Source organism: Thauera sp. WH-1 (genome assembly GCF_047806685.1).
Classification (GTDB): domain Bacteria; phylum Pseudomonadota; class Gammaproteobacteria; order Burkholderiales; family Rhodocyclaceae; genus Thauera.
In genome coordinates, this window is the sequence record NZ_JBLQGP010000002.1 from 208600 (window position 1) to 225167 (window position 16568).

The following is a 16568-nucleotide window of genomic DNA, read 5'->3' on the forward strand; positions in this document are numbered from 1 at the left end:
GCCCCGGGCTGCCGCAGCCCTTCGCGCCACCAACACCGGCATTCGTCGGCGGAACGGGGTTCATGCGGTTTCCTCCTGTTCGGCAAGCGCCGCCGGTTCGGGTTCGGCCCCGACCTCGGTCTCGGCTTCGGGCTCGAACTCCAATCCGGCGTCTGCTCCCTCCCCGGCTTCGTTCCCGGTCTGGGTCACTGCCGCGCCGGCGGCCTCGGCGGTGAAGTAGGGCTGGAAGCGCGCGCCGAAGTCGAGGATGTAGCTCGTGCCCTGCATCTCCTCGGCGAGCAGGGCCTGGTCCTGCGCCTGCAGTTCCGTGCGCAGCGCCTCGGCGTCCTCGCGGCTGGCGGCGGCGTCGCTGGCATTGGCCTCGGCCTGCTCCACCGTCTGCTCATTGCGCGCCTGTTCGGCGCTGGCCTGTTCCTGGGTCTCCTGCAGGCCGGCGTCGGTCTCGTCCAGGCTGCTGCTGCGGTCGCCGATGTCCTCGCCGCCGGCGTTCAGTTCCGCCTCGATCTCGTCGAGTCCCAGCGCCTGGTTGATCATGTTCATGATGAACTCGTTGATCGACTCCATGACCTGATTGACCTTGCGCCGCACTGCGCGCACGGCGGGAGCGACGAGATTGTCCCACAAGGCGCCGGCGGTGGCGTCCCACGCGCGCTCGAGCCAGCTGCGCTCGCGCGGCTCTTCCGGCTTGGGCTCCACGCTGACCTCCTGACCGCCGGCTTGCACCGACTCCGCCTCGCCCTGGCCGCGCTCTGCCTCGCCCGCGGCACGCTCGTTCTCGGCCGCCATGTTTTCCTGCGCGCTGCCGGCCTGGGTGAGCTTGTCCTGCTCGCCGGCCACCGTGTCGCGTTCGGCCTGGGCAAACTGCTGTTGCTCGACGTTGCGCGACGCCAACTCGGCGGCCGTGTCCTGCGCTGCGCGGTTGTGCGCTTCGGCCGCGTCGGCATCGGCGATGTACTGGCCGACGACGCCGATCGCCTCGGCCACCGCAATCCGCTGCTCGCGGATCGACACCAGCGCCTGCGGGCTGTAGGGGACGGGCGCGGGCGGCGCTGCCGGTGCCTCCTCCGGCCCGGTTGCCGTGCCTTCGGCGCTGATCGCCTCGGTCGCGCCTTCGTCGACCGCCGTCGCCATCGCGGGCATCGGCTCGGCAATCTCGGGCGGCAGCTCGGCGGCGGTGTCCGCGGACGCCAGGGCTTGATCGGCCGGCAGCGGCGTCAGCAGGGCGTCGATCGCCGCCCCCGCCGATAGGCCTTGCTCGCGCGCCGTGCGCGCACGGATCGCGGCATCGATGAGGGCGCGCAGTCGTCCATCGGCGCCGCCCGTGCCCGCGCTCGCGGCCGGTTGTGCCGCGTCGCTGCCACGCTCGCCGCCGGTGGTGCGTGTCGCCTGGCGAACGGCCGGCAGCGCCAGCTGGCTGCCGAGTTCCCGCCGCAGGCTGAGCCCGAGCCGGGTGTCCATGTCGAAGACCTGGCGCGCAACTTCGTTGGCCCAGTTCCACTCGTGGCCGATGCCCAGGTGCGGGTTGAAGAACATCTGGCTGCCGGCCACCCGCCGGTTGCGCCATACACCACTGCTGCCGTCGACGACGAGGTCGTCGGCCAGGCCGCGCCCCATGAAGTAGTCGATGTCGGCGCGCGTATAGCCCGGAATCTGGCCCTGGTCGAGCATGTCCTCGATCACCTCGCGCCGGTTACTGGCCTGGCGCGTGGTGCCGGCGCGTCTGCCCGGAACCCGGTAGCCCTCGACCGGCGGCACATGGGTCATTCCCGGGTGGGCGCGGTCGATGAAGTCGCGGTAGCTGCGGCTGTCGTTGACGATCTGGATGAAGCGCGGGTTGCGGCTGATCTGCGGTGCCATGCCGGCGGGCAGGGTGTGGTGTCCGGTCTTGGACACTGCCAGGGCTTCGTCGGCGGCATTGCGCAGCGCCAGTTCTCCTGCGGCCCCGCGTGCCGGCTGCATGGCGGTGAAGGCGCGCAGCTCCTCCTCCGTCCAGCGGCCCTTGATGAAGGGGCTGCTGTTGACCGCCTCGGCCAGTTCGCGCGGCGTGGCGCCCGGAGGCAGGCGGTCGCGGATGAGCTGGATCTCGGTGAACTCGGTCTCGCGCACCTCGCGCAGGAAGGTCGCGTCGTCGCGCACGAACTGCACGTTGCCGCCGCGGCTGGTGCCGACCTGCGCGTCGCCGAGGCGCTCGCGGCCGAAGCGGGTGCGCAGGGCATCCTCGAGTTGCCGCGGCGTCCAGCCGGGATTGGCCTGGCGCAGCGCATCGAGTTCATCGCTCAACTGTCGGCCCAGGCGAAGCTGATAGGCGCGCTCCACCGGGTCGTTGAGCGAGCGTGCGAGCATCACGTTGCGTTCGTGGATGCCCCGCAAGCGCCGGTTATAGAAGCGACCCATGGCGGTATCGGTTGTCGCCAGGCCGCGCAGGCGCATGCGGGTCCATTCCTCGGCCTGGCCGCCGAGGCGGTTGGCCCAGCGCACCGGCGCGGTGCCGCGCGCCCACACGCCGGCACGGGACAGCGTGCGGCCGGTCGCGCGCCGCGCCCTGCCGAGCGTGCGCAGGCCAGCCACATGGCCGGCGCGCAATCCGCGCGCGGCGCGTCCGGCCAGCGAAGAGGAGCGTGACAGGCGGCGGAATCCGCCTGCGGCGGCGCGTCCGGCAGAGCCGATGCCGCGTCGGCCCGCGCGCGCCGCCAGCCGGCCCGCCAGTCCCACGCTGCGCACCGCGCGGGCGCCGCGGCCGAGGGCGCCGGATGCGCGCGAGGCGGTGCGCAGTCCGGCCGAAAGCCGGCGGCCGCCCCGACCCAGCGCCCGACCCGCACCCGGTGCCACCGCGGTGGCCACCGCCACCGCACTCATGACCGTCCCCATCGCGTCCTGCCGCACCATGCCGAGCAGGCGGCGACGTTCCTCGGGATCGGTCTCGTTCTTCAGGCGGTAGTAGTTGTAGCCGGTCAGCAGGATGCCGAGCACCAGGCTGACGGCGTCGAGAATCAGCGCGGCGACGTCGCAGAAGCGGCCGACGGTGAGCAGGAAGGCGCCGACTGGCGGTACCAGCAGGCTCAGGATGAAGCCGCTGACGGTCGCCACCAGGCCGATGATGCCGACGATGCCGCCAAGCTGGCCGGTGACGTCGCGGATGGTGGCGACCGTACGCAGCCAGGCCGGCTCGTTCTCGTAGCCGGTCGCGGGGGCACCGGCGGGCAGGGCCTCGCCGCCGAGCCCGGCCAGCGCTGCGCCCTCGGGGTCGGTGATGCTGCGCTCACCGAGCAGGTCGGCCGCCTCGAGCAGCATCCGCGTCTGCGGCTCGAGCCCGGCCAGCTGCTCGTCCGACAGGTTGCCGTCGAGATAGGCGGCGACGTCTGCGCCGACCAGCGCCTCGAACTCCGACGCCGGCCCGGGGAGCTCGGGCGGCGCGGGACGCTCGGCGCCAGGTCCGCCCGCCCCGCCTGCCGCCCGGCGTTCACCGCGAGCCGCGCCTTCACCTGGTATGCCCGTGTCCTCGCCGCCGGCCTCGGCAGGCGGTCCCCCCTCGCCTTCGGCCTCCGCGGGTTCGGCCTCGACCTCGTCCAGGGTGCTCTCGGTCGCCGCTGCGAGTTCGACCGTGGGCGCGCTGGTGTCGGCCCCCTCAGCCGGGGTGGCGGCCAGGCGGGCCTCCATCTCCTCCTCTGAAAAGCCGAAACTCTGTCGCGTGTTGCCGGGCGCGTCGCCGCCGCTCGATGTGCTGCCCTCGTCCTGGCGACGGATCGGCCCGCTGCCGTCGTTGTGTTGGACGACATGGGCGACTTCGTGTGCCAGAAGGCCCAGATCGTCGCGACGCTGGCCTGCTCCGAGCCAGATGTCATGGCCCTGCGCGAATGCGCGAGCGTGCAGTTGTCGTGCTGCTGTTGCGGCGCTTACGCCACTGTGCACCCGCACGCTGCCGAGCTCGACGCCGAGCGTATGCTCGAGCGGGGCGCGCACCGGGGCAGCGAGGGGCTCCACGCGGTCGAGCGCCCGTGCGCCGCGCGCGCTGCGGGGCCTGCCGCGTGATTCATCGCTGCGGTCATCCGGTGGATTGCCGTCGACGGGCTGGCGCCGCGTGGTGGCCACTTCGGAAACGGAATTGGCCTGCCCGTCCACGTTCTCGCGTTCGGCTGATTCAGAGCTCTGCGGCGATGCGCGCGCCAGGGCAAGGAAGCGCGGACTGACGGGTCTGTGCTCGGTGACGGCCTGGGCGAACGCCTCAGCCTCGTGCTCCAGCGGGTCGTCGCTGGGGCCGACATCGAGCTTGCAGTGCGGCTTGACGGTTCCGAGGAAGCGCGGCATGCCGCTGGTGGCCTCAGGCACGGCCTCTTCCGCACCATTGCGCGCGAGGGGCGGCAGTGCCGCCTGCGCCTTGGGTCGCAGGAGCGGGGGGGCAGGCGCAGTCATCGTGCGCGCTCGATCCCCGCCGGCACCGGCTTGCCCAGCTTGCGGTACTCGGCCGCCACCGCCGCGGCGATCTCCGCCTCGCCGATGGCGCTGTGCTGCAGGCGGGCACGGGCGGCGGCCGCCAGCACCACGTTGCGGATGTGCCCGCCGGCCAGGTCGCAGGCGGCGGCGAGGCGGTTCAGCGCCGGGGCATCCAGGCAGTGGGCGTCGCCGAGGTGGGCGAGCCACAGCGCGCGGCGCTCCTCCGGGCCGGGCGTGGGGAACTCGAGGATGGCGTCGAGGCGGCGGGTGAAGGCGGGGTCGAAGCGGGCGCGGCTGTTGCTGGTGAGCAGCACGATGCCCTCGAAGCTCTCGATGCGCTGCAGCAGGTAGTTGGTCTGCTGGTTGGCGAAGCGGTCGTTGGCGTCCTTGACGTCGGTGCGCTTGCCGAACAGCGAATCGGCCTCGTCGAACAGCAGCACGACCTCGGCGTGCTCGGCGCGCGCGAACAGCTCGGACAGGTTCTTCTCGGTCTCGCCGATGTACTTGCTGGTGACCGAGGCCAGGTCGACCCGGTACAGCGGCAGGCCCAGGCGGGTGGCGATCCAGCCCGCGGCGAGGGTCTTGCCGGTGCCCGAGGGGCCGACGAGCAGCGCGCGCACGCCCGGGCGGTAGCGCGAGCGCGCTGCGGCGCCGAGCGCGGCGACCAGGGTGTCGCGCAGCCGGCAGCGTGCGAGCAGGCCGTCGAGCGCCTGGCGCAGCGCGGGCACGAGGACGAGGGCGTCGTCGTCGATGTCGTCTTCGAGCAGTTCGGCGAGTGCGCCGAGGTCGGCGCCGACGCCGCTGCGCGCGGCGGCGGCGACATGGGCGCTGGCCAGCGGCTCGCCCGCGCGCGCGGCGGTGGAGCGGGCCGCCTGGCCGAGCTCGACGATGCGCCCGGCGCTGTGCCGGTGCTGGCCGGCGAGGGCATCGAGCGCGGGCGCCGGCAGGCTGTCGCCGAGCGCCTGTTGCCACAGTTGCCTGCGTTCCTCGGCAGGCGGCACGGCGAGCCGCCATTCGGCGATCGCGCCCTGCGCCTCGAAGCTGCCGTCGGCGCCGCTCGCCACCAGCACGGGGCCGCGATGGCCGGGGAGGGCGGGCAGGCGCTGGCGGTCGCCGGGCGCCAGGCGCAGGCACAGCACCGGCAGCCGGCCGCGCAGCCACAGCCAGGGACCGAGGCCGGGCGGGATCTCGCCGCTGACGAAGGCCGGTCGCGCACCGAGGCCGGCGGCGACCTCCATGGCGGCGGCGCGCGCCTCGGCGTCCAGTGCGGCGCGGATCACCAGCACCCGGGCGCCGCCACGGGCGAGGCCGTCGGCGTGGCGGCGGGCCGCCACGCGCGTCGAGGGCGCCAGCGCGGGGAGCGCGCTGCAGTCGTTGTCGACGCCGGCGAAGCGGCCCTCGTGGCCGCCCAGCGCCATCACGATCGGCAAGGGCAGGCGCACGCTGCGCTCGCACAGCGGGCGGTCCTCGGGCACGAGCTGAATCAGGCCTAGCGCCTGTGCTGGCCCGTCGGCGAGGCGCGGGAGGGCCTCGGCTTCGCCCAGGCGCTCGCACAGGGAGGCGAGCAGGCCGAGGCCGGGGCGCGCCTCCCCGACCGGGTGCTGCAGCCAGATCAGCACGCGGGCTGCCATCGGCTCGATCTCGGCGGCGCGCGCCAGCGCGATCGCCATCGTCTCGGTCAGCGACAGGCGCTCATGGCGGGCCAGGGCGTGCAGGGCACGGTCGGCCTCGGGCGGGGCCTGCAACCACGCGCCGAGCGCTGCGCGGGCGTGGGCCTGCTCATCCTCAGCCTCAGCCGCAACGCTTCCGCTCTGTGCTTCGAGGCCGAGCCGATCGCGGTGCGCGCGCAGCCAGTCGGCCTCGGCGCCCTGGCCGGGTACGCAGGCGGCGGCAAGCAACGCGAAGCCGAGCTCGGCGAGCGGGGGAGCGGGGGCAGTCGGGGCGGCATGAGCGTGCCCCTGTCCCGTGCCGTCGACAGGCCCCGCGGCGTGGCCGTGTTCGGGGGGGCGCGCGGCCTCCTCCGGGCGTTTCATGATGGCCTCCGCCCGTAATGGAAACGGACCACCCGCCCGAACCACGGCAGCCAGCCCGGGTCGATGTCCAGCCCGCCGCGGCGGATGCGCAGATCAAGCTGGTCGAAGGCCAGCCAGACGTCGGCATGGGTGGGCGTGATCACCAGCTGCGCCGGGCGCAGGCACAGGCTGGCCGGTCCGATGCCGATGGCGACGCGCAGATGGCGGCGGCAGGCGGCGAGCCAGCGTGCCGCAAGCGCGCGCGCACCGGGTTCTGCCACGGTGCGTGCAAGCGACCAGGCGGGGTCGTCCTCGGCCATGCGCAGCCGACGCAGCAGCTCGCCCATGACCTGGGCCGGCAGCGCGCCGCCGGCGTCCGGGTGGGCCTGCAGCCAGGCGGGCAGGCCGACGCGGTCGAGCACCGGCAGCAGGAAGAGCAGGCCGCCGGCACGGGTCGGCGCGTCGATGGCGTGGGGCGCGCTCAGCCCGCCGATCGCGGGGTGGAGCGGGTCGGCGCCGCGGAGCGGGCTCAAGGCGTGGCTGCGCTCGACGCCGGGCATGGGATGGGTTGTCGGGCCAGCGTCGGCGCGGCCATGGCCCGGTGCCGTCGCGGAGGGCGCGCGGTCGCGCTGGGACGGGGTGCCGGGTGTGACGCGCGAGGCTGCCGATGCGCGCCTGATGGCCGCCAGGGCACGGTAAGGCTTGGCGTCGGTGGGAGGGGGGAGGATGCGCCAGGCGCTGAGGTGCGGCGTGACGCCGGCGGCCGGGTCCGCGCTCGGCTGCGGCGATCGCGTCGGCGACGCGTGCGCGTTTGTGGCCGCAAGGGGGGCGGCCGCGCCGGAGGTGCCCGCTGCGGCCACCGGGTCCGCAGGGGCTGGAGGGCTTGCGGTCCGTAGGCGGTCCGGGCGCAGGGCCTCGGCCAGTGCCTGGGGTGACTGGGCGTCCGCCCCTTGCAGCGGCGGCGCTCCTCTCCCCAGCCCAGGCGCCGGGGCCGTGTGGCGGCGCGGCGCCCTTGCCGCGTGCTGGCTCGTGCCACCGTCGCCTTCTGCTGCGGGTGTCCATGCCCGTGCGGGGGCCAGCGTCTCGAGCAGCCGGCGCCGCGGATCGTCGCGCGCGAGGCCTTGGCGCGCCCAGGCCTGCGCGCGCTGCCAGGCAGGCGCATCACCGGCCGCGACCAGCTTGGCCGGGCGGGTGGGCGGGCAGCGCTGCGCGATCAATGTCGCATCGTCGGCATCGAGTGCCCGCAGCAGGCGCTCGGCGCCACCCCAGGCCACGATGCGGGCGAACCAGTGCGGCAGCGCGGTCGCCGCCGCCTCGCCACGGGCGAGTGAAACGGCGATGCTGCGCAGCCCGGCGCCGGTCCCCGCGTCGGGGCGGTAGCCGGGAACCGCCAGCGCCCAGCACCAGGCGCGCGCGGGCTGGCCGCCAAGCAGGCGGGCGCTGAGGGCGAGATGGGCTTCGAGCACATCGGCAAAGCGCACCGCGCGCGCAGCCGCAAGGGCGGCGTCGTCCGCATCGCGCCCCCTGATGGGGGCGAGCGCTCGGCACGCGGACTCCAGCCCGAGCGCCACCCCCTGCGCCGACACGCGGCTGCCGAACACCGGCAGATCGAGGCGCCGCACCAGCATCAGCTCGGCCCCGTCGCCCGGCAGGCTGGCGGTGCGCAGCGCATCCTCCACCAACAGGCCGGCGCGCCGCGCGAGCTCGGCGCTGGGGGCGGCGATGTCGAGGCGATGCACGCTGCGCGCGAGGCTCATGGCGCTACACCGCCTTCGTCCCCGCCAGCCGGACCGCGCCCATCGCCACCGGGCTGGCGGCATCGACGAAATGCACCCGGGTGTCGGCCGCCAGGTTCAGCGATAGGCCCTCGATCTGGACCACGGTGGCGGCCGCGGTGGTGCCGGACAGGTCCTCGACGTTGGCGCGCGCCACCACGCGCGCGCCCTGGTAGATCAGCGCCTGCATGCCGACGCGCAGCTGAAGCGCATCGGTGACGCGGATCGGCAGCCGGATGCCCGGTCGCACCGTCACCGGCTCGGGGATGCGGCCGGACAGGATGCGGTTGACCGGCGCATGGCTGGCGAGCAGCAGGCTCATGTGCACGACGTCGTTCATCAGGTTCTCGGCATCGGCGTCGCCGCTGCGGATCTGGCCGAACAGCCAATCCACATAGGCCTGCAGGCGGTGGCGGTCGGCGTAATCGATTTCGCCCCAGCGCGCCAGACCGGCGAGGTTGCGCAGGCGCGGCGTGGCATCGAACTGCGACAGGCGCTCGGCCCAGTCGAGGCGGATCGAGGGCAGCACGGTGGAGAAGGCCTCGTGCAGGCAGGCGGCGATGCGTGACAGCTCGTCGAACACGGTCGCGGCCCGGCTCGCCACCGCGCCGCTGCCATGCTCGCCGTCGATCAGGTCGCCGAGCGACACCACTTTCTCGGCCTCGGCGCGCGCGCCCTTCCAGCCCAGGCTGGCGACCGCGGCGAGGTCGATGCGGGTGGCCTCGCTGCGCAAAGCCTGCACGGCGAGCAGGCGTTTGCCCTGCAGGCTGGCGATGGCGCCGGCCAGCCCCTTTGCCGGGGCGGCGGGCGCCGGCTGGGCGGCGAGCTTCAGGTCGAGCAGCTGGCTGCGCAACTGCGCCGACTGCATCGCCTTCAGCAGCAGGTCGCTGCGGTCGAGGCGGTCGAGCAGGGCCGGCACGGCGGCAAACCAGCGCGCCGGCGCCTCGCGCACCACCGCCAGCAGCTCGCGCAGGGCGTCGGGGGCGTCCTGGTGCGCGGCCAGGCAGGCCGGCACCGCGGGCGCGAGCAGGCCGGGGTCGAGCGTGCGCTGCGGTGCAGCGACGATGAGCTCGGTCTCGCGCGGGCGCTGGTAGGCGATGAAGTGCACATGCTCGCGCAGGATGCGGGCGCGCCGGGCGTTGATCGCCGCCAGCCGGGCCTCCTCTTCGGCGATCAGCGCGCGCGTCACGGCGACGTCGTGGCGGGCCTCGGCGAGCTCCTCGCCGATCGCGCGCAGGCGGCTGTCTAGGGCGCGCACCGTGGCGCGCAGGCCGTCGAGCACCTGCTCGCTGCGCGCGATGGCGTCGCGGTAGCGCTTCACCCGGCCTTCGAGCTGGCGCATCAACACCACCGTGTTGTCGGCGAGGTCGGTGCCATCGGCGAACTGGGTCGACTCATCGACCCGGATGCGTCGCGGCGTCTTCAGCAGCAGCGGCATGCGCCAGGATTCACGCAGCACCTGGGCGAAGGGCAGGCTGCGCGGGCGCGCCTCGAGCAGCGCGCGCTCGTCGTCGTTGTCGGTGTCGATCGCCGGGATCGGCACCCCCTTCTGGGCCTCGTCCTGGTTGGCATAGAACAGGGCGGGGTCGCCACGCGTGCCATGGAGCTCGATGTCGAGGAACAGCCCCGGCGTCTCGCCACCATCTTCCCGCGTCAGTGCGGCGGCGTAGGCGGCGATCGCGCGCACCGCCTCGTAGCGGGTCGAGGTCGTGTAGTCCTTGGCCTCGGTCGCGCGCGGCGCCTGCAGGCGTTCGGCGATGCTCACCGTGCGCACCTCGGCCTTGCCGATCAGTGGCGCGGCGTTGGTGATGTCGCTGGGCAGGAAGTCGCGCGAGGTGCCGATGGTGAACTGCGGCGTGGTGGCGCTCTTGATGAAGAGATTGCTGGTGCTCGACTTGAGGTCGGTGCCGCGCGTCCCCGTACCGCTGAGGGTCCCCTGCCGGCTGTCCAGTTCGAGCCGGCCGAGATCCACATTGCTGCCGAAGGCAAGGCCGTTGCCCGTGTTGGCGGCGGGGGCCGCGCCACCGGTGGGTGCCGTGCCCGACGACGGCGCCTGTGAGAGGGCACGCTCGGGGGTTTCCTCCTGCTTGAGCTCGTTGAAGAAGCCGGCGATGCGTTCGGTGGTCGCGACCGCGGTTTCGGCCTGGGCGATGCCGGCCAGCGCCGGCGACACCGCCAGACGGGTGGCGGCCGAGCTGCCGAGGATGATCTGGCGCACGCGGTAGATGTCGGTCTGTACCTTGACGAAGTTGAAGTCCACCAGGTCGTCGGCGCGGTCGGTGCGCGCCTTCAGGTAGGCGATGAAGCCCTCCAGTCCGCGCTGGAACAGCTGGTAGCGCTCGTGCGCCGACAGCGGCGCGAGCGCGGGGTCGTCGTACAGCGCCAGGCTGGCGGCGACCGCGCCGTTGCGCCCCGCCGAGCCTGGCGCCTGCAGGTCGCGCGGGCTCAGGAAGTGCCAGGCGCCGCTCGGCCTGGCGCCGGCCGGCAGGCTGCCGGCGAACCACGGCCGCTCGTTGCCGCTGGTGTCGATCACGCCGCTGGCGCCGAAAGCGACGTTGCCGCCTGCGACCAGGAAGCGGATGCCGCGGATCTCCCGATCGACGGCACCGACACCGCTGGCCTCGTCGGCGCCGATCTCGAGCCGCAGCCAGCGCCCGGGGCGGGGCAGCGGACCCGCACGACGGCGTACGAGGTTGGGCTGGGGGACGGCCGGCATGCGCTCCAGCCCCCACCAGGCCTGATGCAGGCGCGTGCTGCTGCGCCACTCGATCAGCAGCTGGGCGGGCGGGGCGTTGGGGTCGAGGTAGGCCCAGACATACAGGTGCTCGCCGGCGGCGGCGCGCAGCGGCGCGCTGGCACCGTCGAAACCGTGCTCGCTGAGCTCGATTCCCGTCGCACCGGCATGGCCGCCGCCGGCCGGCGCGCCGTCGCCCTCGACCGGCAGCACGCCGTCGATGCGCTCGAAGGGGGCCCACAAGTCGTTGTGGGTGAGCATCGTCCACGGTTCGTCACCGCCGCCGCGGGCATTGGCCGGCAGCACGCCGCAGAACCACTTCTGCCGTGCGCCGTCGGCGCTGATGCTGCCCGTCATGCCATAGGCGGCCTGGCCGTCGTACAGGGTGAAGGCCATGCCGTCGACCACCTGCGCGCCGAGGCCGACACGCGCGGCCGGGATGCGCAGTTCCACCCAGCGCCCGGTGGGCGGCAGGTCGTCGATGCGCACGCGCTCGCTGCCGTCGGCCGCGCCCCAGGGGATGAGGTCCTCGCCCCAGTAGGCGCGGTGCTGCCAGCCGTTGGCGTGCCACTGCAGCATCAGCGTGCGTGGCGGGTGCTCGGGGTCGAGATAGACCCAGGCGTAGAGCTCGCTGCCGCTGGCGACCGCGAGCGTCTCGGTGGCGGCCTCGAAGAAATGCTGGTGGATGCCGGCGACGCGTTGCGAGCGGTGGCCGCCGCCGGCGGGGGGCGGCCCCCAGGGCGCGAGCGATTCCGGCTCGAGGGCCTCGGTGTCGGCGTCGATCGCGGGCACCTCCAGCGTGCGGCCGCTGATCGCCCGCGCCAGCAGGGCGGCGCGGGTGCGCAGGCCTTGCCGTGCGCCCAGCCAGCGCGCCCGCACGAGCAGAAACTCGGCCAGGGTGGCGGCAAACTCGGGGTCGATGCGTTCGCGGATCAGCAGGCGGGGGTCGAACACCGCCTGCGGCACCGGCACCAGCAGGCGCACGCGCCCGCCGAGGCCGAGGTCGATCGCTGCCAGCGAGGCGGCTTCGCCAATCGCGCCGTCGAGCTGCTCGATCGGCACCGGCGCGGCGTCGAGCTCGAAGCTGGCGGGAAAGAAGTCGCTGCGCAGGGTCTCCAGATCGAGCGCGTGGGCGGGCAGCAGGCCGAAGGGGGGCAGGCGGGCAAAGCCGGCAGCCAGCGCGTCGGCGGGCACGTCGCCGGCGGCGGTGATCTGTTCGGCGAGCTGTTCGAGCTGTGCCTGCCACAGTGCAGGCAGGCGCCAGTGCGTGGCCAGCCCGCTGGCGCCGCCGCCCATGCGTGGCCAGCGGCCGCGGCCGCCGCTGCGCTGCACGCTGGCGCGGTCGAGGAAGAGCGGCGTCCAGTCAGCGGCGCAGGCCACCAGGCCGAGGGCCACGCCAAAGGCCTCCCAGGGCAGGACTTCGTCCGCGCCGAGCGTGCGCTCGGCATCGAAGATGCGCCACGCCAGCAGGTTGCGCCAGCGCTGTGCGCCCGAAGGCGGCAACGGTGGCAGGCTGCGCCATTCCTGCGGCCAGGCGTACCACAGCAGGCGCGCGCCATCACCGATGCGCCAGTCCTCGAAGGCGATCGTGCCCTCGCCGCAGGCGTGCAGCGGGCAGGGGTCGGTGGGGTCGAACTCGCCGATGCGGTCGGCGCATACCGGCTGCAGCACCAGGATGCCGACGCGCGGCAGGGCGTCGGGGTCGGCGCCGATCACCGTGCCCAGGTCGGGGCCGATGAGCTTGCCGGCCAGCGTGTCGCCGCTGCCACCGGCCGCGCCCAGGCCGGCGAAGGCGGACGGGTCGGCCACCACCGGCAGCCGGGCCAGCGCGAGCTCGTGCGCCTGGGGCAGGTGCAGGTCCTCGCCGTCGGCCGCGAGCGCGATGCCCTGCATCAGCGCCAGGCGGGTGTCGCCCAGGCCGCTGCCCGCTGCGGCGTCGGCGATCAGCGCCGTCTCCAGGCCCTGCACCACGCCGGGCGTGAAGGCGCGCGCGCGCAGGGCGACATGGGCCGCAGCCCAGGCCTGGCGGCCGGACAGCGTGGGGGCGGTCAGCGTGCGGCCGGCAAACAGGTTGGGGCGCCGCAGCCACCAGCGCGCGGCCTGCGTCGCATCCTCGGGCGCCAGACCCAGCAGGCGTTCGCCTGGCAGGGGGGCTTCGATCGGGGTGATGCTCACGGTTCACCTCCTTGCATCAGCTCGCATCGCTGTCGGGCTTGCGGCGGCGGGTGGCGGCAGTGGTCTTGCGTGCGGGTTTCTCGGCTTCGGCGGGGGGCGCGGGCGTGCGCCGGCGCCGCCCCGAAGGCGAGGTGGCGGCCGGCTGGCCGCGCGTGTCGGGCGCCGGCGCGGCCGCGGCGCGCGCCTGCGCGCGCGGCCTGACGGGGGCTTCCAGCACCGGTCCGGTCGGCGCGACCGGCGTCTCGCGCACCGGTTGCGGGCGCAGCACGCTCTGGGCGAGCGGCCTCAACTCGGCGCTGGCGGCGACCGTGGCCTGCTGGTCGGCGGCGCGCCAGTCGGCCTCGCCGCTGGCGATCTCGCGCAGCGCGGTCTTGCTCGGCACGGTGTCGGCACGCGTGGTCTCGAGTCGTACCAGGCCGTCGCCGACGCCGGGCGCCGCCAGCTCGGCGGCCACCTTCAGCACCGCGGCCTGGTCGAGGGTGTCGGCGCGCGACAGCTCGCCGATCGCCGCCGCGGTCAGGGTCGGCGAGTCGGCGAAGCGCGGACTGGCGAGCAGGCTGTTCACCTCGAGCGCGGCACGCGGGGTGGCCTCGGCGAGGACGCGGTTGAGCTGGGTGTCGAGGCCGAGCGTGTTGAGGCGCGGCAGGAGCTCGCTGACGCGGTCCTGGCCGGCGACGCGGATGGCCTCGCCGGCGAGCTCGTCACGGTAGGCGAGGTTGCGCCGGCGCACGAACCACAGGCCGGGCAGGGCGGCCAGGCGCGCCCATTCGGCGTCGGCGGGGTCGGTCGGCGTGGGCGGCGTGAGCGGGCGGGGAAGGCGCAGCTGCTGCAGGATCTCGAGCGGCTTGCGGCTGGCGACGAGGTTGATCGCCGCCGGGCGCAAGGTGCGCAGCCGCGTACTGAGGCGTGCCGTGACGGCGCGCCATTCGTTGCGCGGCACCGGGGCGAGGATCAGCACCGAGGTCGATTCCAGCGTGTCGGCGGCGGCGCCGAGGTCGATCGGTGGCAGCGCGAGCGACTCCTCGACCAGGGCCGGCAGCTCGTCCTCGGGGATGATCGAGAAGTCGACCGCCATCTCGGCCGGGAAGTAGCGCTGGGTGAAGTCGCGCGCATCGATCATGCCCGGCGGCAGCGGCCCGGCCGGCGGCAGCAGCGGGAAGCGCTCGCGCGCGGCAAAGCCGCGGCCGCCATTGGCCGCCACCGCGTCGGCGAGGTGAAGCTGGTGCTGCAGCAGGTGCGCGAGGCGCAGCGCGCGCGGCGAATGGCCCAGCCCGGGCAGATCGGCGCGGTCGGCACCGAGCTCGCGCCGCACCAGGGGGGCGTCGATCCACAGCGGCAGGTTGTTCTGCAGCGCGATCATCGCCAGCGGCAACACGTTCGAGGACAGCACCGGGCCGCCGTCGCCGGCGAAGAGGGTGGCGGCCGCGCGTGCCCGACGGGCGTCGAGCGCATCGGCGGCGGCGTCATCGTTCCACGGCACCAGTACCACCGCGGTGGCCTCGATGATGTCGGCGTCCTCGACCGTGCGCGGGCCGGTGATCGTCGTCGGGTAGGCGCCGACCGGGTTGTCGGTGAACTCCACCGGCCGCAGCGCGAGCACGAACAGCCCGGTGCGGCTGCGCAGCGGCGGCTGCGGGATGCGGCCCAGGCCGAAGCGCGCCGACAGCTGTTCGGCGTGCGCGATGTCGGCCAGGCGCAGGCTGGCCGCGCGCGGCAGCACGACGAGCTCGCCCGCCGGCGTCACGCCGTGGCCGGCGGAGACCTCGATGCGGTCGCCGCCGCCGCGGCTCACCTCCAGGCCCGCCGCGACGCCGCTGCCGGCGGCGCGGCCGAGGTCGGCCTCGCGCGTGAGGATGTACTGCTGGTCGCGGATGAGGTCGCGCGCGGCGAGAAAGCGGCCGTCGAAATAGCGCGGGCGCTCACGGCGCGGGTCCTCGATCAGGGCGCCGGCGCTGCGCAGGGCGCCGACCTCGCTTGCGGTCAGGGTCACGCGGCCCTTGCCAGTCGTCAGGTCCATGGCTTGTCCTCCAGCGCGTCCGCGGACGCGCACAAATGCAGTCGGGTGGCCGGCGCGCTGTTCATGTCGGCCTCAGCGCCCCAGGCCGAGCGCACCGGCCATCAGGCCGAGATGGGGCAGGAAGCGCCGCCCCCAGTTGTCCACGATCACCTCGCCGCTGCGTTCAGGCGGATTGCCGGCGGCGACGCCGACGAAGACGCGGGCGAGGAATACGGCGGTCGGATCGAGCGCGGGCGGGTGGCCGGGCGGGGGCGGCAGCGCGCCTGCGGCGTCGGTGTGGCCGGCCAGGCTGGGCCAGGCGTCCAGCACCGCATCCTGCAGGGCGTCGCGGCGGCCTTCGGCGTCGAGTGCGGCGAGGTCACGGTCGCCCAGCGGCAGGCCGTCGAAGTCGTCATCCAGGCCGTCGCCGCGCAGCACCAGGTGCAGCTCCCAGCCATCGCGCAGGCGGGCGGTCTCGACCGCGTCCAGCGCATCGAAGGGGCCGCTGGCAAAGGCCGGCGCCAGGGCCTGGCGGCAGGTGACGAAGCGGATGAAGACGTCGGCGATCACTGCGCGCGCCGGCAGCACCGTGCCGTCGGCAAGCAGGCGGGCGCTGGCGAAGCGCGCCGGGTCGTCGAGCGCGGCGCGGCGCAGGTCGTCGCCGTCGTCGCGCGCGAGCTCGCCGGCGAACCAGCGCTCGACGCGCAGGCACACCGGGACGGGGAGTTCGATCAGGCGGCCGAGGCGGTCGACGGCGAGGCCCGGCGCGATGCGCAGCTCCTCTTCGGCGGCCTGCGGCGGCGTGCGATGGGCGACGCGCAGGCCCGCCAGGGTGCCGCCGCCGTGCAGGCCGACCACGCCGGTGTCGTCGCTGTCGGGCGTGGCCAGGCGACGGCTGCCGGCACCGCTGGCAAAGGCCAGCGCGCGCGCGAGGCGGTTGCGGTGGTAGGTCTGCTCGTCGGCGAAGTCGCGCGCGCCGAGCAGCATGCCGGTGGCGTAGTGGGGGCGGGCGGCCTCGGGCAGGGCGTACAAGGGGTCGTCCGCGGGTGGGCGCAGTGGACTGTTCATGATTCCTTCCTCGACTTGCGCGGCTTGCGGCTGGGTGCGGCCCGCGGTCTGACGAGCATGCCGCCGATGCTGCCGGTGGGGGTCGGATTGGTCGTTACCGTGGGGGTGGTCGTGAGCGTCGGCGAGCCGGGCGGCGGATTGACGACGGTGCTGTCGAGCACGGGCCGGATCGGATCGACCACCATGCGCACGACGCTGACCTCGACCATGGCGGGCACGCTGGCCTGGCCGGTGTCGGTCTGCACCACGAGCTGGAAGCGGTGCACGCCGGCCGCGAGGCCGGCATCCACGGTGATCGTGGGGGTAGCGGTCTTGATCGTCTGGCCGCGAACGAAGCTGACCATGGTGTCTCCGCGAGCGTGTTGGTGGGGTCGTCC

General features: G+C 74.5%; 7 protein-coding genes. All 7 read right to left on the reverse strand.

Translation table 11 applies throughout. The annotated features are described in order from the left end of the window. Window positions 1–60 precede the first annotated feature (60 nt). The 7 genes from ACMV5O_RS03265 to ACMV5O_RS03295 all read right to left on the reverse strand — a co-directional run bounded on the left by ACMV5O_RS03265 (window position 61) and on the right by ACMV5O_RS03295 (window position 16535). Window positions 61–4410 carry an eCIS core domain-containing protein gene (locus ACMV5O_RS03265; RefSeq protein ID WP_416162137.1) on the reverse strand — a complete coding sequence of 1450 codons (4350 nt, stop codon included), beginning with the start codon at window positions 4408–4410 and terminating at the stop codon, window positions 61–63. Then, complete coding sequence (locus tag ACMV5O_RS03270; protein ID WP_416162138.1) at window positions 4407–6464, reverse strand: AAA family ATPase; 2058 nt, start codon at window positions 6462–6464, stop codon at window positions 4407–4409. The genes ACMV5O_RS03265 and ACMV5O_RS03270 overlap by 4 nt, the downstream gene beginning before the upstream one ends. Beyond that, window positions 6461–8200 (reverse strand): hypothetical protein, encoded by a 1740-nt coding sequence (locus ACMV5O_RS03275; protein ID WP_416162139.1) that lies wholly within the window; start codon window positions 8198–8200, stop codon window positions 6461–6463. Before ACMV5O_RS03275 ends, ACMV5O_RS03270 begins: the two co-directional genes overlap by 4 nt. A 4-nt stretch (window positions 8201–8204) precedes the next feature. Next, complete coding sequence (locus tag ACMV5O_RS03280; protein ID WP_416162140.1) at window positions 8205–13127, reverse strand: hypothetical protein; 4923 nt, start codon at window positions 13125–13127, stop codon at window positions 8205–8207. 16 nt (window positions 13128–13143) lie between these two features. Then, complete coding sequence (locus ACMV5O_RS03285) at window positions 13144–15144, reverse strand: hypothetical protein (RefSeq protein ID WP_416162141.1); 2001 nt, start codon at window positions 15142–15144, stop codon at window positions 13144–13146. Window positions 15145–15216: 72 nt separating this feature from the next. Further along, window positions 15217–16191 carry a hypothetical protein gene (locus ACMV5O_RS03290; RefSeq protein WP_416162142.1) on the reverse strand — a complete coding sequence of 325 codons (975 nt, stop codon included), beginning with the start codon at window positions 16189–16191 and terminating at the stop codon, window positions 15217–15219. Next, window positions 16188–16535 (reverse strand): hypothetical protein, encoded by a 348-nt coding sequence (locus tag ACMV5O_RS03295; RefSeq protein WP_416162143.1) that lies wholly within the window; start codon window positions 16533–16535, stop codon window positions 16188–16190. Before ACMV5O_RS03295 ends, ACMV5O_RS03290 begins: the two co-directional genes overlap by 4 nt. Between the last annotated feature and the right edge of the window lie 33 nt (window positions 16536–16568).

What these genes read in the sequence shown, in the direction of transcription:
- ACMV5O_RS03295 (WP_416162143.1), bottom strand. Translation starts at nt 16,535, where the DNA reads ATGGTCAGCTTCGTTCGCGGCCAGACGATCAAGACCGCTACCCCCACG.
- ACMV5O_RS03275 (WP_416162139.1), bottom strand. Translation starts at nt 8,200, where the DNA reads ATGAGCCTCGCGCGCAGCGTGCATCGCCTCGACATCGCCGCCCCCAGC.
- ACMV5O_RS03265 (WP_416162137.1), bottom strand. Translation starts at nt 4,410, where the DNA reads ATGACTGCGCCTGCCCCCCCGCTCCTGCGACCCAAGGCGCAGGCGGCA.
- ACMV5O_RS03270 (WP_416162138.1), bottom strand. Translation starts at nt 6,464, where the DNA reads ATGAAACGCCCGGAGGAGGCCGCGCGCCCCCCCGAACACGGCCACGCC.
- ACMV5O_RS03285 (WP_416162141.1), bottom strand. Translation starts at nt 15,144, where the DNA reads ATGGACCTGACGACTGGCAAGGGCCGCGTGACCCTGACCGCAAGCGAG.
- ACMV5O_RS03290 (WP_416162142.1), bottom strand. Translation starts at nt 16,191, where the DNA reads ATGAACAGTCCACTGCGCCCACCCGCGGACGACCCCTTGTACGCCCTG.